This is a genomic window from Pseudanabaena biceps PCC 7429 (assembly GCF_000332215.1).
In the GTDB taxonomy this organism is placed as follows: Bacteria; Cyanobacteriota; Cyanobacteriia; order Pseudanabaenales; family Pseudanabaenaceae; genus Pseudanabaena; species Pseudanabaena biceps.
Genome location: NZ_ALWB01000025.1, coordinates 1 through 25,418 on the forward strand (window position 1 = coordinate 1; position 25,418 = coordinate 25,418).

Annotated in this window: 18 protein-coding genes; 6 read left to right on the forward strand and 12 right to left on the reverse strand. The window is 42.7% G+C overall.

Translation table 11 applies throughout. The annotated features are described in order from the left end of the window. Positions 1–65 precede the first annotated feature (65 nt). Both PSE7429_RS04685 and PSE7429_RS04690 read right to left on the reverse strand, forming a co-directional pair. Positions 66–530 (reverse strand): YbjN domain-containing protein, encoded by a 465-nt coding sequence (locus PSE7429_RS04685; protein ID WP_009625921.1) that lies wholly within the window; start codon positions 528–530, stop codon positions 66–68. A gap of 207 nt (positions 531–737) precedes the next feature. Beyond that, positions 738–1,373, reverse strand: a complete 636-nt coding sequence (locus tag PSE7429_RS04690) for a DUF2808 domain-containing protein (RefSeq protein WP_009625922.1) — start codon at positions 1,371–1,373, stop codon at positions 738–740. A 239-nt stretch (positions 1,374–1,612) separates the two neighbouring features. On the opposite strand from PSE7429_RS04690, the gene guaA reads away from it, so the two are divergent. The 3 genes from guaA to gshA all read left to right on the forward strand — a co-directional run bounded on the left by guaA (position 1,613) and on the right by gshA (position 6,044). Then, positions 1,613–3,163, forward strand: a complete 1,551-nt coding sequence (gene guaA, locus PSE7429_RS04695) for a glutamine-hydrolyzing GMP synthase (protein ID WP_052017649.1) — start codon at positions 1,613–1,615, stop codon at positions 3,161–3,163. A gap of 293 nt (positions 3,164–3,456) precedes the next feature. Continuing rightward, positions 3,457–4,656, forward strand: a complete 1,200-nt coding sequence (locus PSE7429_RS04700) for a DUF3095 domain-containing protein (protein ID WP_040687321.1) — start codon at positions 3,457–3,459, stop codon at positions 4,654–4,656. 242 nt (positions 4,657–4,898) lie between these two features. Further along, positions 4,899–6,044 (forward strand): glutamate--cysteine ligase, encoded by a 1,146-nt coding sequence (gene gshA, locus PSE7429_RS04705; protein WP_009625925.1) that lies wholly within the window; start codon positions 4,899–4,901, stop codon positions 6,042–6,044. 24 nt (positions 6,045–6,068) lie between these two features. Here gshA and PSE7429_RS04710 read toward each other — a convergent pair whose 3' ends face one another. The 3 genes from PSE7429_RS04710 to PSE7429_RS04720 all read right to left on the reverse strand — a co-directional run bounded on the left by PSE7429_RS04710 (position 6,069) and on the right by PSE7429_RS04720 (position 8,964). Further along, positions 6,069–6,518, reverse strand: coding sequence for a DUF29 domain-containing protein (locus tag PSE7429_RS04710; RefSeq protein ID WP_009625926.1), 450 nt, complete (start codon positions 6,516–6,518; stop codon positions 6,069–6,071). Positions 6,519–6,523: 5 nt separating this feature from the next. Further along, the gene (locus PSE7429_RS04715) at positions 6,524–7,102 is read right to left on the reverse strand and encodes a Uma2 family endonuclease (protein ID WP_040687329.1); all 579 of its coding nucleotides are present in this window, start codon (positions 7,100–7,102) and stop codon (positions 6,524–6,526) included. 62 nt (positions 7,103–7,164) lie between these two features. Beyond that, a complete protein-coding gene (locus tag PSE7429_RS04720) occupies positions 7,165–8,964 on the reverse strand; it encodes an ABC transporter ATP-binding protein (RefSeq protein ID WP_009625928.1) in 1,800 nt (599 codons plus the stop codon). 248 nt (positions 8,965–9,212) lie between these two features. Here PSE7429_RS04720 and PSE7429_RS04725 point away from each other — a divergent pair, with 248 nt between their 5' ends. Then, positions 9,213–9,743, forward strand: a complete 531-nt coding sequence (locus tag PSE7429_RS04725; protein WP_009625929.1) for a gamma carbonic anhydrase family protein — start codon at positions 9,213–9,215, stop codon at positions 9,741–9,743. A gap of 383 nt (positions 9,744–10,126) precedes the next feature. Here PSE7429_RS04725 and PSE7429_RS04735 read toward each other — a convergent pair whose 3' ends face one another. Together PSE7429_RS04735 and PSE7429_RS04740 are read right to left on the reverse strand one after the other, a co-directional pair. Further along, positions 10,127–11,665, reverse strand: coding sequence for a leucyl aminopeptidase (locus PSE7429_RS04735; RefSeq protein WP_009625931.1), 1,539 nt, complete (start codon positions 11,663–11,665; stop codon positions 10,127–10,129). Between the two features lie 354 nt (positions 11,666–12,019). After that, entirely contained in the window at positions 12,020–13,156 is a 1,137-nt protein-coding gene (locus PSE7429_RS04740; RefSeq protein WP_009625932.1) for a PP2C family protein-serine/threonine phosphatase, read from the reverse strand. Between the two features lie 395 nt (positions 13,157–13,551). Here PSE7429_RS04740 and PSE7429_RS04745 point away from each other — a divergent pair, with 395 nt between their 5' ends. Beyond that, the gene (locus tag PSE7429_RS04745; protein WP_009625933.1) at positions 13,552–13,974 is read left to right on the forward strand and encodes an ATP-binding protein; all 423 of its coding nucleotides are present in this window, start codon (positions 13,552–13,554) and stop codon (positions 13,972–13,974) included. A 69-nt stretch (positions 13,975–14,043) separates the two neighbouring features. Here PSE7429_RS04745 and PSE7429_RS23320 read toward each other — a convergent pair whose 3' ends face one another. The 4 genes from PSE7429_RS23320 to pdxR form a co-directional block, all read right to left on the reverse strand. Continuing rightward, positions 14,044–16,596 carry a response regulator gene (locus PSE7429_RS23320; RefSeq protein ID WP_009625934.1) on the reverse strand — a complete coding sequence of 851 codons (2,553 nt, stop codon included), beginning with the start codon at positions 16,594–16,596 and terminating at the stop codon, positions 14,044–14,046. A gap of 30 nt (positions 16,597–16,626) precedes the next feature. Next, entirely contained in the window at positions 16,627–16,986 is a 360-nt protein-coding gene (locus PSE7429_RS04755) for a PAS domain S-box protein (protein WP_040687335.1), read from the reverse strand. A 624-nt stretch (positions 16,987–17,610) separates the two neighbouring features. Next, positions 17,611–22,056: a GAF domain-containing protein gene (locus PSE7429_RS26720; RefSeq protein WP_009625937.1), complete on the reverse strand. Its 4,446-nt coding sequence runs from the start codon at positions 22,054–22,056 to the stop codon at positions 17,611–17,613. 337 nt (positions 22,057–22,393) lie between these two features. Next, complete coding sequence (gene pdxR / locus PSE7429_RS04765) at positions 22,394–23,851, reverse strand: MocR-like pyridoxine biosynthesis transcription factor PdxR (RefSeq protein ID WP_009625938.1); 1,458 nt, start codon at positions 23,849–23,851, stop codon at positions 22,394–22,396. A gap of 207 nt (positions 23,852–24,058) precedes the next feature. Here pdxR and PSE7429_RS04770 point away from each other — a divergent pair, with 207 nt between their 5' ends. After that, complete coding sequence (locus PSE7429_RS04770) at positions 24,059–24,298, forward strand: hypothetical protein (RefSeq protein ID WP_009625939.1); 240 nt, start codon at positions 24,059–24,061, stop codon at positions 24,296–24,298. Between the two features lie 91 nt (positions 24,299–24,389). Here the strand turns inward: PSE7429_RS04770 and PSE7429_RS04775 are convergent, their stop codons facing one another. Continuing rightward, positions 24,390–25,160, reverse strand: a complete 771-nt coding sequence (locus PSE7429_RS04775; protein ID WP_009625940.1) for a 3'-5' exonuclease — start codon at positions 25,158–25,160, stop codon at positions 24,390–24,392. Positions 25,161–25,418: the final 258 nt, after the last annotated feature.

A 25,418-nucleotide genomic window follows, 5' to 3' on the forward strand; every position in this document is an offset into this window, starting at 1 on the left:
AATGGGCGGTGCAAAGCACCGCCCATTCCTATAATTATAAGTTTTATTGCTTATTTTATTTAGGATTAAGCCCCAAAATTTTCTTTTAATACTTCGTCATTGTCGTCAGCGATCGCCGCTACGATTGTAATAATCCTTGAGATCTCAGCCGCTGAAAGATCTTCAACAGAACGCGAGCACAATACTAAAACTTGATCGTTTTGAATTGCATACCGAGACTCAAAGGTATCAGCAGCATTTTTTTCCAGTAACCAGCGCGTCATTTTCGCTTCATCTTTAAATGGTGCGCTCAACACTGTCGAAAATACTGTGAATGTGTCAGTAGGTTCGATTCCAGTAATATTGACAACTACTTCTACAGTACCGTATTTGAATTTCCACGTATCCTCGGTCTGATTTTCGAGCGCCGTATTGTCGGCATCCATACTGGCAATTACAGTTTGGATGGTTTGCACAATGTGATTAACTGGGGGTGCAAAACTAGATTCTGCTTCTACAGGAGTTACTGGCGATTCTGTTGTGAAGGTCATAGTTAAATATCTAGTTACTATCTGCCAATAGTGTATAGCAAACGTCAATCTTTTTGATAAAACACTCTATAGGTATTTTGGATCGGTGGCAGTCCTAAATCATTCACGAGAAAAATTTGTAAGTTTTTAACAAGTTTCTAAATAGGTGATGAGTGGCGGCGCTCCGCGCCGCCACTCATCTTTGGGGTTTTGCTATCAGAAAACATTCTAAAAACGAAGACTATAAAAACTCAACCGACCATATCCCAGAAATTGCGAGTTAGGGCGATCGCCTTGAGGAAATGCTGTTACCCCAAACAGATAAGTACCATCAGTACGAGGGTTGCTAATTGGTCGTAGTCCCACGATCAATTTACGGTTTAGGTCACCGCTAGCAGGAATGGGAGGGTTAAAGGTAATTGTAATTTTACTGCGATCTTCACTGCGATCTCCACTGGGTACAATCTCAGTTTTACTGGCGATCGCCACTCGCTCGCCCGATGGGGACTGCACATAGGCAAACGTATCATCTTCAAAAAAATCAATCGAGTCAAAGCCTTCTTTCTGGGCAATTTCCAACTTTTGTAAGGGTTCACCCATATTTTGCGGTAAGGCGATCGCAAAATAATAGGTAGCGTTGCGGGCGTAAATCCGATTAACCGTAGTTTCCGCCTCGATTAGTATGGGCAAATTAATAAAATAGGTTTTGCCATCACGGAGTTGCACCGCTTCGGCGGCAGATGTTGTCACATTTCCGAAATTAAAGCCCCAATCCTTACTTCCACAAGCTAGCAAGGCTAAAATTGATGAGAATAAACCCAAGGCGATCGCATTTGTAGCTTTTTTATGTATCTTTTTCTTCATAAAGACGTACCGTTTTGCTAGCATTGTAAGAATAGCTACTTTTTTCGCGGCGATTGGCTTACCGAAAGCCTTACGATCTCATTAAATGCTATCTCATTAAGATAGAGGTATCTACTGTGGTTTCATCCCCTCCAACATCATCGAATGCCGTACTAAATCTTGAAGGTGTTCTTTCATCTAGTATAAATTCAATCAGCACCGAGCCCGATCTTACCACAGACAATATAAATAGCCGTTCAATGATTGCAATTCTTGATTTTGGGTCTCAGTACTCGGAACTCATTGCCCGACGTATCCGCGAGACACAGGTTTATTCTGAAGTTTTAACGTACCACATATCCGCACAGGATCTACTGAAGCTTAATCCTAAAGGGATCATTCTATCTGGTGGACCAAACTCCGTTTATGACGAAGGCGCACCGCAGTGTGATCCTGAAATTTTCAATCTGGATATTCCCATTTTAGGCGTTTGCTATGGAATGCAACTAATGGCAAAGCAACTCGGCGGCACAGTTGAGCGTGCTGAGCGAGGGGAATATGGCAAAGCCGAATTGCTAATTGACGATCCCACTGATTTACTTACCAATGTCGATACGGGCATTACAATGTGGATGAGTCATGGCGACTCTGTAATTAATTTACCCCAAGGATTTGAAGTGTTAGCCCATACAGCGAACACTCCCTGCGCGGCGATCGCCGATCATGAAAGAAATCTCTATGGAGTCCAGTTCCATCCTGAAGTCGTCCATTCCGCTGGTGGTATGGCGATGATTCGCAACTTTGTCTATCACATCTGTAAATGCGAACCAAGTTGGACTACCGATGCTTTTATCGAAAATTCAATCCGCGAAATTCGCGCTCAAGTTGGTGACAAACGAGTATTACTGGCTCTTTCTGGCGGCGTAGATTCTTCAACTCTCGCTTTTTTATTGCATAGAGCGATTGGTGACAAACTCACCTGTATGTTTATTGATCAGGGCTTTATGCGTAAGCTTGAACCAGAACGTCTTGTGAAACTCTTTGAAGAACAATTCCACATTCATGTGGAATATGTTAACGCTCGCGATCGCTTTTTGAAGAAACTCGAAGGCGTAACCGACCCCGAACAGAAGCGGAAGCTAATCGGCGGCGAATTTATTAGTGTTTTTGAAGAAGAATCTCAACGTTTGGGCCCTTTTGATTTCCTTGCCCAAGGAACGCTTTATCCAGATGTAATTGAGTCAGCGGATACCAATGCCGATCCCGTCACAGGCAAACGGGTTGCCGTCAAGATCAAGAGCCATCATAATGTCGGAGGCTTACCTGACAATCTTCGCTTTACCCTCGTAGAACCACTTCGCAAGCTCTTTAAAGATGAAGTGCGCAAAGTTGGCACTGCGCTCGGACTGCCCGAAGAAATCGTCAAGCGTCAACCCTTTCCAGGTCCTGGATTGGCAATTCGGATTATTGGTGATATTACTAGCGATCGCTTAAACACTCTCCGTGATGCCGATCTAATTGTCCGTCAAGAGATCAATCGTGCTGGTCAATACAATAATCTCTGGCAAGCCTTTGCGGTTCTACTGCCCACCGTTCGCAGTGTCGGCGTGATGGGGGATAAACGCACCTACTCCCATCCCATCGTATTGCGTCTTGTCACTAGTGAAGATGGCATGACCGCGGATTGGGCAAGAGTTCCCTACGATCTATTGGAAACAATTTCCAATCGGATCGTTAATGAGGTGGAAGGTGTCAATCGTGTAGTCCTAGATATTACGTCTAAGCCCCCTGGCACGATCGAATGGGAATAGCTCTACAAGTTAAATAACCTAGAAGAGCATACCGCCCGCTGCGCGGGCGGTATGCTCCATGGTTTTGAGTGTGACAACACTTTTGTGAATTAGTGTAAGGGGTTTCAAGTTAAGAAATGGCTACGCCATTTCTTAACTTGGTATGACTTGAGAACAGCTAGGCGCAATGTGATTTACGCCACAGGCAAAAGACAAAGAGAGATACAGCCAGTTGGCTGTATCTCTCTTTATCTTTTATTGATAGAATCCTGTCATTGATGATCGCGTTTAGATTTGCATTTAGATCTACAGATATGAATACTCAAGAATTCTCACCTGTAAATACGACTTCTGAGAACTTTTATGCCGATCTACCCGTTCTTCAAAATTTTGCCGATATTACCTACAGTGCAAACTTTTCCGACATTCCCAATGACTGGGCCGTAATTATCACCGATGTCACGGAATCAACTAAAGCGATCGCTGAAGGTAAGTATAAAGATGTCAATCTCTTAGGAGCCTGCTCCATAATTGTCATTCTGAATATAGTCGGGGATTTAGAGATTCCCTTTGTATTTGGTGGCGATGGCGCTTCAATTCTGATTCCAAACAAGTTTATTAATGAAGCAGAACAATCCTTGCTAGCGGTGCAAAAATTAGCCAGCGATGAATTTAAGCTTAGCTTACGTGTAGGTATTGTCCCTCTCACTGCCATTACCTCAAACTACGACATTAAAATTGCCAAACTCCGAATTTCAGAAAACTATAACCAAGCAATTCTCAGAGGCGGCGGCATCAGCTATGCCACGCGCTTAGTGAAGGATGCCGCTACTACGGATTTATACAGCCCTAAAGCGATTAATGCCTATGCGATCGCGGATTTCTCTGGCTTAGAATGCCGTTGGCAGGATATCCCCACCCGCCATGACGAGATTCTAAGTCTGATCGTCATGGCGACCGCACCCAGTCAAAGTCAAATCGATCTGCTCTATCGCGAAATTATTAACCAGATCGATCGCATTTACGGACAGGGAGCGGAATGCCATCCCGCCATCTCCACCAATTTAGCCCTTGGCTTTGAGGACAAAAATTTATTGTCAGAGACTAGGGTTTTCACCGCCACCCAAAGTTGGCTAGCGAAATGGTTTTATCTATGGAAAATCCGCCTAATTAACCTATTAGGGACGATTCTGATGAATTCTAGGATCAGGGTTAGAGGATTTAATTGGGGAGACTACAAGAAGATTGTTTCCGAATCAACGGACTTCAAAAAGTTTGATGATGTGTTACGAATGGTCATTTCTGGCAGAATCAAACAACGTCAAACACTCATGAATTACCTAGACAAAAAGTTTCGCGAAGGTCGTTTAGTCTACGGATTTCATGTTTCCGATCGGGCTTTAATGACTTGTTTGGTGTTTGAACGGGATGGTCGTCAAGTGCATTTTATTGATGGAGCCGATGGTGGCTATGCCTTAGCTGCAAAAAAGATGAAAGAACTAATGAAAAGTTAAGTAGCTAGGCATAAGTAAACTTAAAACCTAGAAGAGCATACCGCATGCGCAGCGTGCAGTATGCTCTCTGGTTTTGGTTTTTAATTATGCCGAACTACTTAGCTCAAGAGACAATAGGCTGCGAATCACCACCTATTGTCCCTTGGAGTTTATATGCTCGGTCATATACCCAAAGGCATCTTTAAAGCGATCGCATTGCAAGGTAGGCTAGTAATATTGTCTATAGCAAAAGGAAACCTCCCGTGCTTTTATCAAAAGGCTTTGAAGTAGAAATATACACCTCTACACCAACGGGGGATGTGGTGGGCTTTTCCGATCGCATTGTGGCAAATCTCAATGGGTTTGTCCGCGAACCCGATAGCCGTAACGTCGAATATATTACGCCACCCTTTCATAAATACGAGCCATTATTAATGGCTCTAGTAGAACCCCGTCAAAAATTACGCAGTTATTTGCGATCGCTTGGGGACTATACCCTAATGCCTGGAAGTACTTTGGCTTTAGGCGGGGTGGATCGCTTCTATCGTTCCGATCCTCAAAATCCTTACCATACCTATATCGAGGAAACCTATGGTACGAATGTAGTCACCGCAAGTATTCATATTAATGTTGGCATTGCCGATCTAGAGTTATTAATTGCCGCTTGCCGACTCATTCGCCTCGAAGCTCCCCTATACCTTGCCCTTAGTGCCGCATCTCCCTTTCTCAACGGTAAGGCAACAGGATTTCATTCGTCCCGTTGGCAAATGTTTCCGAAAACGCCGAAATTAGTCCCCTTATTCCGAAGTCACCGCCACTTTGTGGAATGGACAGAACAGCAATTAGAATTGGGTACAATGCAGAATGTCCGCCACCTCTGGTCGTCAGTACGTCCTAATGGCGATAATCGCCCTTACAATCTTAACCGTTTAGAATTAAGAATTTCCGATCTAGTTATCGATCCCGTCGCATTACTGTCTATCTCGGCTCTTTTGGAAATGCGCCTCAATCAGTTTCTGGAAGCTGGCATTGGTTCGTCACTCGATCCCCTTGCGCCCAATGCGACCAAGTTCACACCCGATGAACTCGCAGATATAGCCGATCGAAATGAAGTTGCCGCAGCAACTAGCAGCCTTGATGCAGTTTTGACTCATTGGCAAACAGGTGAACAAATTACGGCAAGAGAATGGATTTCTAACCAATATGAAGAACTGCGATCGCGTGCTAAAGATAACGGTGTATGGTGCTTCTTATCACCATTGAAAAAGATTCTCGAACAGGGTAATGAAGCTCAACGTTGGTTAGCTGCTTATCACAATGGGCTTAGTCCTCGCCAAATCATGACCGATGCGATCGCCTCTGCTGAAAAAATGGATAAGGAACTAGCAGAGGCTTTGTTGTTGTCCTAGAGAATAGAGAGTGCTTTGCGCTCTCTATTCTGTTTCCCAAAATCTCTCGCTCAGCATTATCGGCAAATCACTTGAAAATTTCCATTGATCGGGAAATTCAACTTCTCGATATTCTTCACACACAGTTTTGAGAGCAATTTCCCACGCATCAGCAAAGCTGTCATCCCAACGAGTTTTGAGGCTTGGGACCTGTTTGAGCAAAACCTGAAGTTCATTACGCTGGTTACGAATTGTGCGTTCCCAGCCATTGTAGTTGTAGGGAATATTGACATACAAACGCTTTAGTAGATGTTCCAGCAATGTGATTAAACGACTAATTAATTCTTTTTTCTGCGAAATCCCCAAAGACTCTACCTCTCCAATCAAATTCTCCAAATCTAAATTTTCAAAATCATGCGCTCTGAGTTTGGCAACTGTTTCTTCCACCCAGAGCAAAATATCTTGTTCGTACAGTGAATTTACAACTTGTGTCATTGCTTTTACTCCAAAGATGCTGATTCAAAGTTAATGCGGTTATATAGAACTGATGTGGCGATCGCTACTTCAAAGGATGCTAGGGAAATAGTTGTATTGTTCTCATAGGCAGTGAATATCCAGCGATCGCCTTCTTTATAAAAATGTTCGACATACTGGCGATCTTGAGAAATTAGCAAATATTCCTTGAAAGAGGAAATAGTTCTATAGGATGCAAATTTGCCGATTCGATCATAGCTTGCTGTGGATGGCGATAGAATTTCGGCAATCAAAATCGGATTGACTAATGTATCTTTTCGTCCTTCTTGATATTCCAATGGCTCAGCTATAACCATCACATCAGGATATGTAGCTATTTTGTGAACGGGAATCCAAAGACGCTGATCGGTAATAAATACTCCATAGGGTTTGTCTTGCATTGCTTGATGTAAAGCAGCAAAAAAATTACCAATAATACGGTTATGGGTTGGCGTACCACCAGTCATCGGGTTGATTTCTCCATCAATGTATTCGTTTCTTGTCTCCGAAAGAATTTCGCGATCGAAATATTCGGCAAGGGAATATTTTTTTGTGAGAGTTAGCATAATTACCTGCTTAATTTGAGAGTATTGCATAGGGGCGCGAAGCGTCCCCACGAAATGGAGTTTTAGGGAGATAAAACTAAAGCTTTGGGAATGGCACTGATTAACTTTTGGGTATAAGGCTGTTGGGGATTGGTGTAGATCGCTTCGGCAGTGTCTAGCTCGACGATTTCGCCTTTGTTCATCACCATAATGCGATCGCTCATAAATTTAACTACTCCGAGATCGTGGGATATAAAAATGTAGGTCAAGCCAAATTCCGCTTGCAGTTCTTTAAATAGATTGAGAACTTGAGCCTGCACAGACACATCCAAGGCTGAAACAGGCTCGTCGGCAATAATTAATTTAGGATTGAGAGCCAAGGCTCTGGCAATACAAATCCGCTGACGTTGACCACCAGAAAACTCGTGGGGATAGCGACGCATAGCGCTTTTAGAAAGCCCCACCCGCTCTAATAGATAGGCGACTCTTTCCTTTCTCGCATCAACATGCCGATAGCGCTCAAAGCGATCTTGATGACTGTGAACGATTAATGGTTCAGCGATGGCATCACCCACACTCATCCTTGGATTGAGTGAACCAAAGGGATCTTGAAACACTACTTGCAGATCACCGCGCAATCTTTGTAAGGCTCCTCCCCGTAATCGCGAGATTTCTCTTCCTTCAAACTTAACAGAACCCATCAGCCCATTAGCTAAACCGAGAATTGCTCTACCCGTAGTAGTTTTACCGCAACCCGACTCCCCAACCAGCCCAAGGGTTTCACCACGGTAGACATCAAAACTAATATTATTGACCGCCACTAGATAGCGTTTTTTTAGCCCTAAAATATTGCGAATGGGGAACTCAATCCTAAGGTTGCGGACGGAGAGGATCGGCTCATGCTTCTGCAATTCCAATAGATGGGCGGCAATTTCTTCAGGGGGTACGACTTCCAAGTAACGAGCGGTAAGTTCTTTCTCCACCATCTGTCCGTTCTGCATTTCCATAAAGTCACTAACGGTTGGCAGCAGGCGCAATTGGCGGTCGGGCTGAGGACGGCAAGCAATTAAACCCTTGGTATAGGGATGTTGGGGATTTTGGAAGATCGCCGCCGTTGATCCCATTTCCACAACTTCCCCTTGGTTCATGACGATCGCCCGATCCGCGATCGCCCCCAAAAGCCCTAAATCATGGGTAATAAAGATCATCGACATCTGGCGCGATCGCTGAATCTCTCTGAGCAGATCCAGAATTGTAGCCTGTACCGTTACATCTAATGCGGTGGTGGGTTCATCAGCAATAATTAACTGCGGATTACAGGAAATCGCCATGGCAATCATCACTCGCTGCAATTGTCCACCCGAAAGCTCATGGGGGTAGCGTTCAATTAATTGTTCGGGATTGGGTAATTGCACCTCCTGAAAAAGCTGAATCGTGCGGGTCTTTGCTTCCGCTGCGGAGACTTTTTGATGCAGTTGAATTGCTTCGATCACCTGATAGCCGCAGGTGAATAAAGGATTGAGCGATGTCATCGGTTCCTGAAATACCATCGATATGCGATCGCCTCGATATTGCAGCATTTTCTGGGGCGATACTTTGACCAGATCGACGGGTGATTCACCGCTAGGTCGAAATAGTACTTCTCCGTGAATTTTGCCCGACTCTCCTAACAACCCCATAATCGCTAAAGCCGTCGCCGATTTGCCAGAGCCTGACTCACCGACGATGCCAAGGGTTTGACCTTGAGCTAGATCGAAAGAAATATTCTTGACAGCCTTGACCAGCCCCTCATCGCCACGAAAGGTAACTTGTAAGTCACGCACTGAGAGCAATAAATCTTCATTCTGGACTGAATCTTGGACTAAAGCGGGAGATTGTGACATAGATTATGAGTTGGGATTATAAGCTAGATTATGAGCTGGCAGAATTACTCATTATTATAAGTAAGTGGGCTTAATTAAATATAAAACCTAAAACCTGCGGCGCGTGCGCCGCGTACGCCGCAGGTTTTAGCTCTGGATTTTAACTATGCTGAGGTACTTATGAAAGCATTTCGCAAAAGGCGAAAAGGTTATTTTTGCCAAGCTTTAGCCTGTAAGCCCAGTCACCACATCCTCTAAATCACAGATATATGCATCTCCCCTATGCGCAGCTACCCACACCCGATCGCGATCGCGCCGCCTTTATTGCCAGTGATGCGGTGGTAATCGGCGATGTGCATCTCGGCGATCGCGTGAATATTTGGTACAAGGTGGTGATTAGAGCCGATGTCAATCGCATGGATATTGGCTACTGTACGAATATTCAGGATGGGGCGATCTTGCATGGCGATCCCGACCAGCCCTTAGTAATTGGTGAATATGTGACGATCGGACATCGGGCGGTGATCCACTGTGCGGAAATTGGGCGCGGATGCTTGATCGGGATGGGGGCAATTCTGTTGGAAGGTGTAAAAATTGGGGCAGGAAGTATTGTCGGTGCGGGGGCGGTGGTGACTAAGGATGTGCCTGCGGGGGTGGTGGTGGCAGGTGTGCCCGCGAAGGTGATGCGCGAGCTTTCAGAAGCAGAACAACAAAATGCGATCGCCCATGCCGAAAATTATTATCAGTTATCGCTGTTGCATCTATCACTGTTGCATCAATGTTCGCCAATAAACCTATAGCTGCCATCAACTACCCCAAAAGAGGGTTGCCGCGCGGAGCGCGGCAACCCTCTTTTGGAGTTTATATCCAAGTTACAACAATTATCGATCAAACGAACCACAAGAAAATTTTGAAAGCGTTGCTTCGCAACGCTTTCAAAATTTTCTTTAGTTTGGGTTTGAGCGCGAAGCGCTGTAAGAAATGAGTTGCGGCGCTTCACACTGCCACTCATCTTGTGAGCTTAAAGAATGGAGACAATTTTTGAAAGCGAAGCATCTTAAAACAGGCTTTGAGAAAGGGTTTGCTACGCAAACCCTTTCTCAAAGCCCAAAAGTAAAATCCTTGCGTCGCAAGGATTTTACTTTTGGGCTTTTAAAATTTGCCAGCTTAATCCGAACTGACGTTAATTAAGGATTAAATTCACTAAAGTTCGCACTGCAAAACCCGTGCCGCCAGCATTGTTATAACCCGAATCGCGCTCAGTCCAGACTGGACCTGCCACATCAAGATGCGCCCATGCCTTAGTTGTTTCCACAAATTGCTTCAGGAACAAAGCCCCCGTAATTGCTCCGCCCGCCCGCGAACCAGTGTTTTTAAAATCAGCCACGACCGATTTTAATTGATCGAAATAGGGAGCTTCGAGGGGCATCCGCCATAATTTCTCGCCAGCATCCCGAGCAGCTTTAGCGATCGCCTCTGCCCAGCTATCATCAATCGACCACATTCCCCCAATATCTTCGCCCAGTGCCACCACACAAGCCCCTGTTAGCGTAGCAAGATCAACGATCGCATCGACCCCAAGGCGATCGGCATAGACGAGAGCATCGGCTAGCGTTAAGCGTCCTTCGGCATCGGTATTATTCACTTCAATGGTTTTACCATTAGAGGCCGTGAGGATATCGCCTGGACGCATGGCACTGCCATTGACCATATTTTCGCAGGACGCGACGATAAAATGCACCTCGATGTTTGTGGGCTGGAGATGGGCGATCGCTTTCGCTGCACCGAGGGCTGCTGCCGAGCCACCCATATCGGTTTTCATCAGTTCGATACTGCTGCCCACACCAGTTTTAATATTTAAACCACCCGAATCAAAGGTCAATCCCTTCCCGACGATCGCTAATTTGCGCTTGGGCTCGCCATGACGGTAAGTGAGGTGGATGAACTTGGGAGGAATATCAGAAGCTCTAGCTACGCCAAGAAAGGCTCCCATCCCTAAGGCTTCACAGTCAGCCTGTTCCAAAATTTTGACAGTGAAAAAATCTGACTCCTTCGCGATCGCAATGGCAGTATCAGCCAAGGTAATCGGAGTCACAATATTTGCAGGAGCCGATACTAATTCCCGCGCCAAAATTACCCCATCAACAATTTGCTGCGCCTTCGCGATCGCAGGGCTTGCCATATCGGGATCGGTTTCTAAAATTTCCACCTGCTCCAGAAAACTGGGATTGGTATTTTTAGACTTAAATCGCTTGTCTTGATGGGCCGCTAGTAATACGCCCTCAGCGATCGCTTGAGCCGTCACCGTAACGTCTTGATTGTAATTCGGGAAGGATAATGCGAGCTTTTTCACCTTCTCCTTATTTGCCCATTTCACAGCTATTGCCGCCGATTTACGCCAAACATCAGCATTAGCTTGAGCGGGATCGCCCATACCAATCAAAATCACCTTGCGAATAGCATAGTCAATCCCCACACGACCGCTAACCGAAACCCCACTCTCCCCTAGAAATTCAGATTCGGCGATCAAATCCGTTAAAGTGCAACCCAGAACCTGAATATCTAATTTTTTTAATACTTCAGATAGTTCAAGCGCTTTTTTTACAGAATTTTCTGACTGCTCGTGCGGATCATGACTGGCTTTGGGGCTTGAAAAAACTGCGATCGCAAGAGCATCTCCATGCCACGCCTGCGGAACAGTTAATAAAGGAAGGATATTCATTTTTTAGATTTAGGTATAGTCGGTAAATTTTATCGGATTACATTTAGCTATTAAAGCTCAGAAATTAAGCGCAATGGGAATTACTATTAAATATAGCTATAACCATAGCTATCCCAGTGTATCAAGACATAAAACCGAAAAGAGAGGCGCGGTACAAAGCGCTGCATCTCTCTTTTCGGTTTTAATTTTATCCGCCCATAACTGGCAATATAACTGACAACAGTAATGCAAGGGAAATTTGGTGTAAGTAAGTAGCTAGGCAGAATCAAAAACCAAAATCGAAGAGCATACCGCCCGCTGCGCGGGCGGTATGCTCTTCTGGGTTTTAAGTTTACTTATGCCGAACTACTTAGCCTAAAGAAAATCAATTGTTAACAAGGAAACATCGTCATCAAAATTAGCTTGGGGAGTAGTAACACGAATCTGCTGTAGTACTTGGTCAGCATTAACTTCCTCCCCCTTCGAGAATTTACTAATCAGAAAGTCAAAAAATTTAATCGTCCCCCATTTTTTACCATTATCTTGATGAACCTCGAAAATTCCATCACTAAAGATATAGAGCTTACTATCTAGAGGTATGGATATTTCCGAACTCATATAATGAATGGCGGGAAAAAAGCCTAAAGGCATATCTAAGCTAGGAAGTTTTTGGATCTGGGGACTCTGGGGATCGCCTGAGAGTAAAATTCCATGGGGATGCCCTGCATTAGCATAGGTTAACTTACGTTGCGATCGATTAAAAACGCCATACCACATTGTGAAATATCGCCCATTATGCTGACTCATCTGAAAGGCGCGATTAAGTTCCGTCAAAATCGTACTTGGTTTATAAAAGGCATCTTTGCCAAAAGATTGCGATCGCAAAAGATTTAAGATCGAAATCGACAGCAAAGCCGCTCCAATCCCATGCCCTGAGGTATCGAGCAAATAGATAGCAAGATGATCGGAATCTAGCCAGTAAAAATCGTAACAATCGCCTCCCAACTGACTAGAAGGGATAAATTCGGCGAAGATGTTTACGGAACCTTCCAGAGCTTTTGGTAAAAGGGACTTGATGTAATCGCTTGCCTCTGCTATCTCCGCCTCTAACAATTGCTTTTGCTGCTGCAAATCTTGATTGAGCTGATAAATACGTAAACCCGCCCTAACGCTAGCAAGTAATTCAGTTTTGTCGATGGGTTTAGAGAGAAAGTCATCAGCACCATTATCCAGGGCCCGAACTTTATCCTCCACAGCTCCTTTAGAAGTCAATAAGATAAAAAATGTTGAAGATAGCTTTGGTTCCAGCCTAATCTGACGGCATACTTCTAAACCATCTATTTCTGGCATCATCCAATCACAAACGATAAGGGCAGGTTGATGCTGTTGGGCTAGTAATATTCCTTCTTGACCATTTTTACCTACAATCACCTTATACCCATATCCTTGCAGAGTATTCTTAAGAATCATCTGCATGACCAAATCGTCGTCAATTACTAGAATTTGCAGCATTCTGTTTGCTTGAATCACGATATGTAGTTAGATTTATAGTAGTTCTAAATTGTTGGTAAGTGACAAATCCACCCAAAATCACTAGATTTTGTATTATAAAAAACTAATTATTATCACACTTTATCGAATTAGTATAAATTAGAATAGTAATTAAACAATAAGACTGTTTCATAGATTATTCCATTTAAACCCAATTTCTGTAGTTTTAAATATGCAATAATGCATCATCTACTAAGCTGCTAAGCATACATAACCTTCAAATCTAGAATTGTACTCCCCCCAACCCAAGGGCAGTACAAACTATATTTTTGATTTTCAACGATGCTGAACTACTTAAAAATTGCTAAATATTTAAGAATACATTCAACCTCAAAGTATATATGGGCAAAATGTAAGTGTCTCAACCGATCTCATTGCAAGTCACTACTAATCTGAATGAACTCGTTCAAGTTTTGAATTGGTTCGACAATATCGATCATGGTTCTGTTCCAAATATTGATTGGTTAATGTGTAAAACTGCGCTTGCAGAAATATTTACTAATGCCGTACGCCATGCCCATAAGAATCTACCACCCGAGACTCCGATTACTTTAGAGGCAAGTTTGACAGAAGAGACTATCGAAATTAAGGTTTTTGATTATGGGGAAGTTTTTGACCTTGCCACAAAACTCGAAAAAATGGTAGAAGCCGATATTAATGCCACAGGCGGTCGAGGATTACATCTTATTAATCAGGTGGTTGATAGTTTTACCTGTCATCAAACCGCAGATGGGCGTAATTATATACAGATCAGAAAAAAATATCTATCCACAAGATAAATAGCTAGGACAAATCAAAACCCCAAAGATGAGTGGCGGCGCAAAGCGCCGCCACTCATCTTTGTTTTTCTATATTTTTCTTATATACGTAACTGCCGCCCTAATCCTTTCTAAAAGCAGCCCAGTATCCTTGGCAAGATGACCAGTTTTTCCAGCTTCTTCCAAAGTTTTAGCCAGCTTCGCTACCCCAAGAATACCCAAAGCGACACTGGTTCCTTTAATAAAATGTGCCTCGTATTCAATCCCAATGTAATTGACCTGCGAAATTGCGATCGCTAATGCATCTAGATGCTCAGGTAACGAATCAATATAGGCTTGCAAAAGCTCTTGGCGAAAAAGAGGGTTACCGTTACATACTTCATCGAGATATTGCCAATCTACCTTGAGATCGGCTTCCAAATCAGCTTTTAAGTCATTGTCCAGATCACTTTTTACATCGATTGTGACAGAATTTCGATCAGGATGATTAACAAGATGATTAACAACTGGCTCTTCCAGATGACAACTTTCACGCATCTGATACCAATAGGCTAGTTTTTTGGCTAAATCTTGCTTGCGAACGGGCTTACTCAGAAAATCATCCATACCCGCAGCTATACAGCGATCGCGATCGGCTTTCATCGCATTAGCCGTGAGAGCAATGATCGCTACACCCGCCCCAGCCAAATTTTGACTTGCCTCACGCTCACGAATTCGACGACTAGTGACATAACCATCCATAACAGGCATTTGACAGTCCATGAGAATGATACTGTAGGAAATTTTATCGAGGATATCCAGAGCTTCTTGACCGTTTGCCACCACATCAACTCGATAGCCTAAATTATGAAGTTGATTGATGGTTACCTTCTGATTGATCGGACTATCTTCAACCAATAGGATTTTTAGCTGGGATGGTAATTTAACTTCTTCAGCCATAAATTCTGGAGGTTGATCGATCAGTTTTGCGCTTTTACCTGAAATCGTATTAATAAGGCTATTCAACAAACGAAGCTTACGAACGGGTTTCCGAAGATAATCCGCAAAGCCAATTTCCAACATCCGACTAGCCGCTCCATTCTGGTCAAGAGAAGTAAGCATAATGAGATGAGTATCCCGCAAGATGGGCGAACTTTTAATCTGTGTACCCAATTGCTCTCCATCAAGGTCGGGCATTTGCATATCTAATAAAGCAAACTGATAGGGCTGACCAATCGCGATCGCACGATGGAGAGCATCAATCGCCTCAGTAGATTGAATCAGGATGTCAACCTGCATTTTCCAAGATTTTAACTGATGGTAAAGAATATTGCAGTTGGTCACGCTATCATCTACAACTAAGACCCTTAAGTCTTGAAGAGCGCTAACCGCAAGTGGATAACTCCCCTCTTCCGATTGCTTTTGAAATGGAACCGTAAACCAAAAAGTTGAGCCTTTATTCTCTTCACTCTCTACATAGATACTTCCGCCCATTAACCGAACTAATTGCTTGCAGATGGCTAATCCTAAGCCTGTGCCTCCATATTGTCTAGTTGTCGAAGCATCAACTTGAATAAAAGGCTCAAACAATTTCGACTGCGCCTCTAGGGAAATCCCAATTCCCGTATCGATCACCGAAAAACTCAAGGAAACAGTAGTTAGATCTTCCTTAGCGATCGCAACTTCGATGGTCACTTCTCCTTGACGCGTAAATTTAATGGCATTGTTCGTCAAATTTAATAAAACTTGGCGTAATCGACCAATATCTCCTTTCAGGTATTTAGGAACATCAGGATGAATAAATAGAGCCAGATCCAAGCCCTTACTATGGGCAGAACCAGCTAAAATGTCGGCGACCTCTTCAATGCTTGATTCGAGCTCAAAATCCAACTCCTCTAGCTGCATCTCACGGGCTTCTAACTTTGAGAAATCCAGAATTTCATTGATCAGGTTTAACAAATGCTCGCCGCTATTGTGGATGGTATTCGCGAAATCTTGCTGCCTTGGATCTAAATCAGTTTCGAGCAACAGTCCTGTCATCCCGATCACCGCATTCATCGGTGTCCGAATTTCATGACTCATCGTAGCCAGAAAACTACTTTTAGCCTGATTAGAAGCTTCCGCAATTTGCTTAGCTATTTCTAAAACTTGATTTTGCTCATGTAAAAGCTCGTTCGCTTCCCTTAACTCCTGAGTTCTTTGATCTACTCTCTGCTCCAATTCTAAGTTTGCTTGCTGAAGTAGAATCTGATTACGTTCTTTTTCCGTAATATCATCAATCGCGACCACAATACTGATCTCTTTACAATAATCGCTATCAATTTCCACGTAGGTAGCGGTAATTTCGAGAATAGCGACTTTGTCGCCATTGTAAACATCATATTTATTAACAACCTTACTCTTTTGAGCGATCGCTAAAGTAACGGGATGACTCTCTGGAGAGAGCATAACCCCATCACAATACAGTGGTAAAAGAGAGAATATCTCCTTACCAATCACCATAATATGAGGTCGATTAACGAGAAGATCGAAGGATTTGTTACACCACTGAATCCTTCCTTGAGTATCAGTCCAGACGATCGCATTGTCTACCGCACCTAAAGCAACCTCCATTTTTCCAAGAATTGATCGCAGTTCTTGAATTTGAGATGGGATATGATTCATAGCTCCATGTACTCAGATACTACTCGCCAATCAAGACTCAAGCGATCGCAAGGTTGCACCAAAAAACCACTTCTCGTCATGTTTCTCAGCCAATATATAATGTTCCGAAAGAATCTCTCGATTATCTTTAGTAATGACTTGAAGTTCGAGAGGGTGATTGAGAATAGTAGCAACCCCAGTAGCGGTAAAGCGAGAGAACCCCATATGATGGGATTCTCGAAAATAACTAGGCAAAATCACAGAAATTAATTGTCCCACTATTTCCTCCTTTCGCCAACCTGTAAATTCCTCAAAATGTGTATTTACATCGGTGATAAGCCCTTGAAAGTCAGCAACAACAGCAGGAAGATCGCTAATAAGAATGGCAGCAATGGATTGGGGACGTTCCATAAAAAATTCCTGATAATTTAGAGGATATAAATTTTTACAAGTAACTATAACAGTCCAAAATAATAGTTTAAAATACTTCAGCAATAGAGATCGTTGATGAATAATACCTACTCCCATCGTCAATTTTTTGCAATTAAGACCAGCTACCTAAGTAAATGGGCTTAATTAAATATAAAACCCTAAAACCTGCGGCGCACGCGCAGCGTACGCCGCAGGTTTTAGATCTGGATTTTAATTATGCTGAAGTACTTATAACAAGTATTACACTTTTATAGCCAACTGGAAATTCTATATTTCGGTCACATAGCTATCGGCAATTTTATTAGTATACATCTCCCGCAGAGGAGGATGGTGGCGCAAAGCACCACCATCCTCCTCTGCGGGAGAGATGATTTTTGTCCTGAGACAAATGGCAATATAGCATTCCTAAATGATTTCTGAGAAAAATAGGGGTTTAACTTTATACAAAATTATACCAAAGCTCAAAATGACGTAGCCATTTTGAGCTTTGAAAACCCTTAGTGGGTTTGGTTTTTAATTCACAAAAGTGTTGTCACACTTTCGTGAATTGGTATTAAGAAATGGCTACGCCATTTCTTAACTTGGTATTACAGGGCTATAAATTTAAATTAGACCCTCAATCTGCTTAATTCCTTGCAAAATCTTTTCAAATATAGGGATAGCTTGGTCAGGAATTTGTCCTTGATGACTTTGAGATTCTAAGGAATCTGCAAGTTTAGCAATTCCATTAAAGCCTAAAGCAGTACTTGCCCCCTTAATAAGATGAGACTCGCGCTCAACTTCAAGATATTGATGATTGACTATCGCTACTTTGAGTAAATGTAAATGCTCTGACAAAGAACTAACATAGGTTTCCAAGAGCTGCTTCCTAAAATCAGCATTACTATTAGATATTTCCTCTAGATAACACCAATCAATCTCTAATTCACTAATATTAACATCGGGAATATTAACATCGGGAATATTAGCATCGGGAATATTAGCATCGATCACAATTTCCACGGGACTTACATTTACAGGCAAACTATGAACGGAGTTATAGACACTCGCTAAATCATCATCCTGAGACGTAATAGGAATAACTTGACTCCAATAGGAGATCATTGCCGCGAGTTCTTCCTTTCGTAAAGGTTTGCTGAGATAGTCATCCATTCCTGCGGCTAAACAGCGATCGCGATCGTCTTTCATCGCATTGGCGGTCAAAGCAATAATAACTATTGGTCTGCGCTCATCTGCCTTAGATTCCAAATCACGAAGTTTTCTCGTTGTGACATATCCATCCAGTATGGGCATCTGGCAATCCATCAGAATCATGTCATAGTGAATCTGCTCGACTAGCTCGAGAACTTCCTTGCCATTCCCCACCACATCAGCACTATAGCCCAAATTAAGGAGTTGGTTAATTGCAACTTTTTGGTTGATCGGGCTATCTTCGGCTACCAAAATTTTTAATTTAGAAGTAACAATGGGATCGAGGCTTTGATTATCATCTTTGCTGGGAACGATGGCAAGATCTGGAGGAAGCCCTTTAATGGAATTAATGATACTATTCAACAATCTAATCTTTTTGACTGGCTTACGGAGGTAATGGGCGAAACCAATATCTAGTAACCTTTTAACCTCATCAGTCCGATCAAGAGAACTAAGCATAATTAAATGGGTATTTTTTAGAATCGGTGATTCCTTAATTTGCTTACCCAAGCTTTCCCCATCGAGATCGGGCATTTGCATATCTAGTATCACAAGCTGATAAGGATCGCCAATATTAACTGCATGGATGAGATGGGACATTGCATCCATCGGATATTCAGTTATATCAACTCGCATATCCCAAGCACTCAGTTGATACTTGAGAATGCGGCAATTGGTAGAACTATCATCCACCACCAGTACTCGCATTCCTTGCAAAGATGGCAAGTCATAGTTATCAGAAGGACAATTGGATTGCTTTTTAAAAAGAAGTTCAAAACTAAAGGTCGAGCCAAAATTTTCTTGACTCTCCAAATAAATTTTGCCGCCCATCAGCTCCACTATTTGCTTGCAAATGGCAAGTCCTAACCCCGTCCCTCCATAATGGCGGGTTGTCGATGCATCCACTTGAGTGAAAGGTTGAAATAGTTTCGACTGTTCCCCCTTAGGAATACCAATGCCTGTATCAATTACGGCAAAACGTAGCGTGGCTTCGCTGTCATTTTCAGCAATTAGACTAACTTCAATCGTTATTTCTCCATGAATTGTAAATTTAATCGCATTATTGACTAAATTTAGTAAAACCTGACGTAATCTCCCCACATCACCCTGTATACATTTGGGAACATCAGTATGGATAAAGGTAACTATCTCTAGTTCCTTACTCTGAGCAAAGGGGGCTAAAATTTCTGCTACCTCTTCAATACTAATTTCCAGATCAAAGTCAAGGTTTTCTAGGAGCATTTCCCCAGCTTCCAACTTAGAAAAGTCCAGAATTTCATTGATGAGATTTAACAAGTGATCACCACTACAACGAATCGTCTGGGCAAAGTCCCGCTGTTGATCGTTTAAAGTGGTATCCAGCAATAGTCCCGTCATCCCAATCACCGCATTCATGGGCGTACGAATCTCATGACTCATCATCGCCAAAAAGGAGCTTTTAGCGATCGCAGCTTGCTCAGCATCGGCGCGTGCGATCTCTAAAGCAATATTCTGCTCTTGCAATAGTTTGAGTTGTTTCTTCTCTTGAGCAAGCAATCGGGACTGAGCGATCGCAATCCCAATTTGATCGGCAAGTTGACTTAGCAAACTAATTTCAAAGGATTCCCAATGTCTAGGTGACACACAGTGGTGAGCGATCAATAATCCCCATAGTTCCTCATTTTCAATAATCGGCACCACGAGATTAGCTTGTACCTGAAATCTTGCCAAGAGTTGCTTATGACATTCGCTCAAATCAGAATCTTCTACGTGATCGATCGCCGATTTCTTTCCCTCTTTATAGGCTTGCCATTCTCCTGCTTGGAAACAAGTATCTTGTATATCTTGATTGAGCGAAGATATCCATTTAGGATCGACCGATTCCACCTCTACAGTTCCACTCCAATCATTATAAAAGCGATAGATAATAACACGATCGGTCTTCAGAAAATTGCGAATTTCCTTAACGGCGGTATTCAAAATTTCTGGGAGATCTAGGGATTGACGAATGCGAAGAGCAATATCGGAAAGGAGCATCGATCGCCAGTTCTGTTTATGAAGTTCCCTCTCTATTTTGCGTTTCTCCATAAATTGCCCCATTTGCCTACCTATGGCGGCAATAAAGTTCATCAGTTCCAGATTCGACTGTTGGTACTGACGACTAAACATCGTAATTATGGCTAAAGTTGATTTATGTTCCCCTTGGATCGGGAAACTAAAGGCATAGTTTAAACCTAAATTCTTGACAGCTTCGGAATTGCGAAAAGTGGGATATTCATCAATTTTAATCCACTTAGCTGCCCCCTCTGCCCAAACCGAACCGATTAATCCCGTCCCATATTCAATGGACATTAATTGATGCGTTTGAATTAATTCTGTCGCATTAATTTCAGGTCTAGCATAGCCCACCATTAATTGTAAAGCACGAGGATAGGTAATCGTGCTCCAAAGTTCGCCAACATCCCAAGCCAATTGTTCACATAGGGTTTCTAAGATCCTCGTTGCCGCTTTATTAAAGGTTGATGATTCCGCCAGAATTCGCCCAATTTGATTCTGAGCGATCGCTAACTTTTCGGTTTGCCGACGGCGATGGCGATCACGCTCGGCTTGCTTTTGAACGGTAATATCCTTGGCAACACCGAGAAATCCTGTTATTTCTCCTTCAGTACTACGAATGGTAGTCATCGATAGCAAAACAGGAAGGCGATCGCCATTCTTTCGCACATAAGTCCATTCTTTCTCAAACACTTCGCCCAATTTTGTCTGGGCAGCAAACAAATCAAAGCCCTCAATCGTTTGATTTAACTCAACGGATAATTGCAGTGATCGCTCACTAATTTCATAGCGATCGTGAAAAGTCATCAAACTTTCGTTAATTATTTCTGAGGCTTTATAACCCAGCATTGCTTCTGCACCAGCGTTAAAGGATTGAATCACCCCTTGTAAATCCGTGGAAATAATCGCAAAATTAACGCTATCTAAAATTGCCTGTTGAAACGTTGATAGCTTTAGTAATTGCGCTTCAGCAGCTTTGCGATCGCTAATATCACGGATGATCTTAGAAGCACCCACAATCTGCCCCGAAGAATTCACTAATGGCGAAAGAGTTACCGCAACATTTCGAGGAGTACCATCCTTACAAAGACGGATAGTTTCAAAATGATCACCTCGTTCACCGTGGTTCAGGAGATTAAGGCTCCGCTCATTCTCATGTATGCGATCGGGAGGAAAAAGCATGAGAATTGAGCGTCCAAGCGCTTCGGCTTCGGTATAGCCAAATAGTCTGACAGCAGCAGGGTTCCAACTAGTAATATTCCCTTCTATGGTCTTAGTGATAATCGCATCATCTGAGCACTCAACTACGGAAGTTAGCAACCTCGATATTTGATTATGGAGCCGCAACTCTAAGAGACTCATGACTAAACGGCTGAGAGCTTCCAGTTGTTGGATCTGTTGTGGGGTCAGATCTCGCGGTTGACGATCAAGGACACATAGAGTCCCCAAGGTAAAATTATCACTAGTCTTTAAGGGGACACCTGCATAAAAACGAATATTCGGATCGCCAACCACCAAAGGATTATCAGCAAACCGATAATCTTGAGTAGCATCGGAAACATGCAAGATCGCATTTTCAGCAACCGCATGACCACAAAAGGAAATATCTCTTGGGGTCTCCGTTGCATCAAGCCCCACCCGTGATTTAAACCATTGCCGATCGCGATCAACAAGAGAGATCAGAGCGATCGGCGTACCACAAATGTCAGCGGCTAGATGGGTCAAGTCGTCATATTCTTGCTCTGGCAAGGTATCAAGAATATGGTAACGATCCAGCGCCACTAGGCGATCGCTTTCATTCAATGGTATTTGAGGCTTTAGCATGAAATTAAGTTTGCCCAAACGAATATGAATACAAAAAACTAAATTAAAAAACTAAATTAAAAAACTAAATTAAAAAACTAATACCAATTCACGAAAGTGTGACAACAATTTTATGAATAACAAAACAAGTCCAGTAAGGGTTTTCACAGCTCAAAATAGCTACGCCATTTTGAGCTGTGGTATAAAACAACATTCAAGCGATCAAGATCTAAAAATATCGGAAAATATAAGCCGCACTGAAGTATATTATCGCTCCAAGTAGTTCAGAGTAGTTCGGCATAGTTAAAAACAAAAATGAGTGGCGGTGCAAAGCGCCGCCACTCAGAGTCTTGGAGTTTCAGATATTTTGCTTGAGGATATCCCCCAATAGGCAAATACCACGCTCGATATTTTCTAGAGATTGAGAGAAGTTCAAACGCAAAGCTGGATAACCTTGCCCATCGGGAAAGAAAACTTTGCCACTACCGATTAACACCTTTTGAGTAGCAGCCTGCTGACTAACTAATTGGAGTGGCGTGGAGTTGGGCAATTGCACCCAGATAAATAGCCCACCATTTGGCACTGTCCAACGTACAGTGCTAGGGAAATATTGTTCCATTGATTGCAACATCAGATCATGTCTTTGATGGTTGATGGAACGCAAATGATTGAGATGGCGGCGATAATGTCCAGAGGCAATATATTCACTAGCGATCGCTTGGGTCACTGTAGAAACATGCAAATCGTGCAGCAGCTTGATTTCTACTAATGATTGATAGTGCTTGCCCGAAGACACCATATAACCAACCCGCAAACCAGGCATCAGCGTTTTAGAAAACGTCCCAATGTAAGTTACTAAATCACTACTATCTAACACTTTCAGAGGGGGTGGTGCAGGTTGAAAATTCAATCCTTCATAGGCGTTATCCTCTAAAATTGGGCAATTGTACTTCTCAGCTAAAGAGATTAATTCCCTCCGATGGGCTTGCGATGTCGTAATCCCCGTAGGGTTATGAAGAGTACTAACGGTATAAATCAACTTAGGTTGATGGCTTCGTAGATATTGATGGAGCAGTTCAAGATTCATACCATCCTTTTGCATAGGAATACCAATTACTTTAATCCCCATCTTTTCTAGGATGGCGATCGCACCATGATAGGTTGGACTCTCAACGATTGCCCAATCTCCCGCCTGCAAATAGTACTGAAAAGCCAAAGATAAAGCCTGTTTGGAACCATTGGTAATAATTAAATTATCCGCAGAAACCTCCAAGCCTAATTTCCAAGCCAACATTTGTGCCAACTGCTTGCGCAGCGTAAATTGTCCTTGCGGAGCATCATAACTGAAGAGAACATCGGCAACCTGAGTCATCGCTCGGCGCGAAATCCGCGCTAGATCCTCTAGTCCCGATGGGCGAGGAAATCCCGAAGTAAAGTCAATCACATCTGGATCCAATTGAGCTTGAATAGAACTCATGTACTGATCGATAAAAGATTCTCCCCATTTACTGGGAATCACGACTTCCTGTGCAGGCTCAAGAGTCGAGCTACGTTCAGAAAAATTAACATTATCTGTCACAAAATTAGTCACAAAGTATCCCGCCCCCTGTTTCGCCTCAACTAAACCATCCGCCTCTAGAACACTATAGGCTTCAATCACTGTCAATTTATTTACCTGTACGCTCTCAGCAAGGGCGCGAATCGATGGCAGTTGCTCTCCTGCTTGCAGCGATCCTGACGTAATCAAGTGCTTAATGCGATCGCGGATTTGCAGGTAAATGGGCTCTTGAGCCGAGCGATTTAAGGGAATTCTCATGGGGTAAGCATCGCGAAGATGATGCAAGCAGTATATAGCGATCGCCCATCAACTTGCCTAGTACAGTTTTCGCAAATCTTACTAGAACAGTTTTATTTTTTGGCAACTGTACTAGTAAAAGTTATCAAATCTGTACCTTCATTTTTTTTGTATTAAAAGATACAAGTAATAGACATTCACTACCAACGACTACTCTTTCCCAAAATTATGAGAGTCTCTTTTATTCCCGATAATCTATGGAATGCTTTGAGTAAATCCTTCCAAAATTTATTTGAAACATTTTTTCATTACAGTTTTTGTTACAATGAAGAAGTCCAAGTTTGGCAAAAGTGCGATCGCCACGGCAATACCTACTGGTATGTTTACGATCCGAAGACAGGACATTCGGCTCACTTAGGTTCGGAAGAAGAAGTGATGAGTTGGATTGAAAGTCACTATTATTTCTAAGTAGTTCAGCATAACTAAAAACCAAAACCAGAAGAGCGTACCGCCCGCTAAGCGGGCGGTACGCTCTTCTAGGTTTTAAGTTTACGTATGCTTAGCTACTTAATTTTTCAGCTAAATCCTCAACACCTTTACGTTGGTATAGATTGACCTGTCGATGGCGCGAGAATCTCGATTTGATCGTCGTCGCTGCCACTAAATCCTCGGCTTCATTTACAGAAATCTGTAAAATCATGGCAATATCTTCGATCGAAAGCCATTGATGCCCAAACAGATTTAAAATTTCATCGTCATCCGCATTAAGAATTTGAGAAAATAGTTTCTCTAAAAGCAACCAACAGGCGATCGCATCTGACTCGGCCCGATGAGACTTACCGACATCAAATCCATAATGCTTCACTAACTTAGGTAGCGATCGCGATGGCAAATGGGGTAGTAATAGTCTGGAGAGCATCACAGTACAAAGCTGAATGGGAGCGCGATAATCAATACCTAATCGATAGTATTCCGCCTTCAAAAATGAGTAGTCAAACCCAATATTATGGGCGGTAAGCACGCCAGTTTGTAACATGGGAAGGTATTCAGGCAAAATGCGATCGCTACTATCAACATTACTCACCATCTGTTGCGAGATTCCCGTAAACTTAACTATTTGTTCAGGAATCTCTATCTGAGGATTGATGAGGTCGGTCGAGATTTGCTGAATGCCATCTTTAAGGGTTGCTTGCAGAACGGAAATCTCAATAATGCGATCGCGATCGCTATTTCCTCCCGTAGTTTCTAAATCAACTACTGTAAATATTTCTGTACTGAGATGGCGATAGTAAGTGAGGATGTCAGTAGAGCGATTGGCATTAATTTTCATCAGTTTTAATTTAAATTAATTTGAATTATTTGGAATTATGTAGTTTGGCATAAGTAATACCAATTCACGAAAGTGAGCCAACACTTAAATGAATTAAAAAGCAAACTCCATAAGGTTTTGAGATTCCAAAAATGGCGTTGCCATTTTTGGAATTGGTATAAAAACCAAAACCAGAGAGCGTATCGCCCACTACGCGGGCGGTACGCTCGTCTAGGTTTTAAGTTTACTTATGCTTAGCTACTTATTTTGAATTATTTT

What these genes read in the sequence shown, in the direction of transcription:
- PSE7429_RS04685 (WP_009625921.1), bottom strand. Translation starts at nt 530, where the DNA reads ATGACCTTCACAACAGAATCGCCAGTAACTCCTGTAGAAGCAGAATCT.
- PSE7429_RS04690 (WP_009625922.1), bottom strand. Translation starts at nt 1,373, where the DNA reads ATGAAGAAAAAGATACATAAAAAAGCTACAAATGCGATCGCCTTGGGT.
- guaA (WP_052017649.1), top strand. Translation starts at nt 1,613, where the DNA reads ATGATTGCAATTCTTGATTTTGGGTCTCAGTACTCGGAACTCATTGCC.
- PSE7429_RS04700 (WP_040687321.1), top strand. Translation starts at nt 3,457, where the DNA reads ATGAATACTCAAGAATTCTCACCTGTAAATACGACTTCTGAGAACTTT.
- PSE7429_RS04710 (WP_009625926.1), bottom strand. Translation starts at nt 6,518, where the DNA reads ATGACACAAGTTGTAAATTCACTGTACGAACAAGATATTTTGCTCTGG.
- PSE7429_RS04715 (WP_040687329.1), bottom strand. Translation starts at nt 7,102, where the DNA reads ATGCTAACTCTCACAAAAAAATATTCCCTTGCCGAATATTTCGATCGC.
- PSE7429_RS04720 (WP_009625928.1), bottom strand. Translation starts at nt 8,964, where the DNA reads ATGTCACAATCTCCCGCTTTAGTCCAAGATTCAGTCCAGAATGAAGAT.
- PSE7429_RS04725 (WP_009625929.1), top strand. Translation starts at nt 9,213, where the DNA reads ATGCATCTCCCCTATGCGCAGCTACCCACACCCGATCGCGATCGCGCC.
- PSE7429_RS04735 (WP_009625931.1), bottom strand. Translation starts at nt 11,665, where the DNA reads ATGAATATCCTTCCTTTATTAACTGTTCCGCAGGCGTGGCATGGAGAT.
- PSE7429_RS04740 (WP_009625932.1), bottom strand. Translation starts at nt 13,156, where the DNA reads ATGCTGCAAATTCTAGTAATTGACGACGATTTGGTCATGCAGATGATT.
- PSE7429_RS23320 (WP_009625934.1), bottom strand. Translation starts at nt 16,596, where the DNA reads ATGAATCATATCCCATCTCAAATTCAAGAACTGCGATCAATTCTTGGA.
- PSE7429_RS04755 (WP_040687335.1), bottom strand. Translation starts at nt 16,986, where the DNA reads ATGGAACGTCCCCAATCCATTGCTGCCATTCTTATTAGCGATCTTCCT.
- PSE7429_RS26720 (WP_009625937.1), bottom strand. Translation starts at nt 22,056, where the DNA reads ATGCTAAAGCCTCAAATACCATTGAATGAAAGCGATCGCCTAGTGGCG.
- pdxR (WP_009625938.1), bottom strand. Translation starts at nt 23,851, where the DNA reads ATGAGAATTCCCTTAAATCGCTCGGCTCAAGAGCCCATTTACCTGCAA.
- PSE7429_RS04770 (WP_009625939.1), top strand. Translation starts at nt 24,059, where the DNA reads ATGAGAGTCTCTTTTATTCCCGATAATCTATGGAATGCTTTGAGTAAA.
- PSE7429_RS04775 (WP_009625940.1), bottom strand. Translation starts at nt 25,160, where the DNA reads ATGAAAATTAATGCCAATCGCTCTACTGACATCCTCACTTACTATCGC.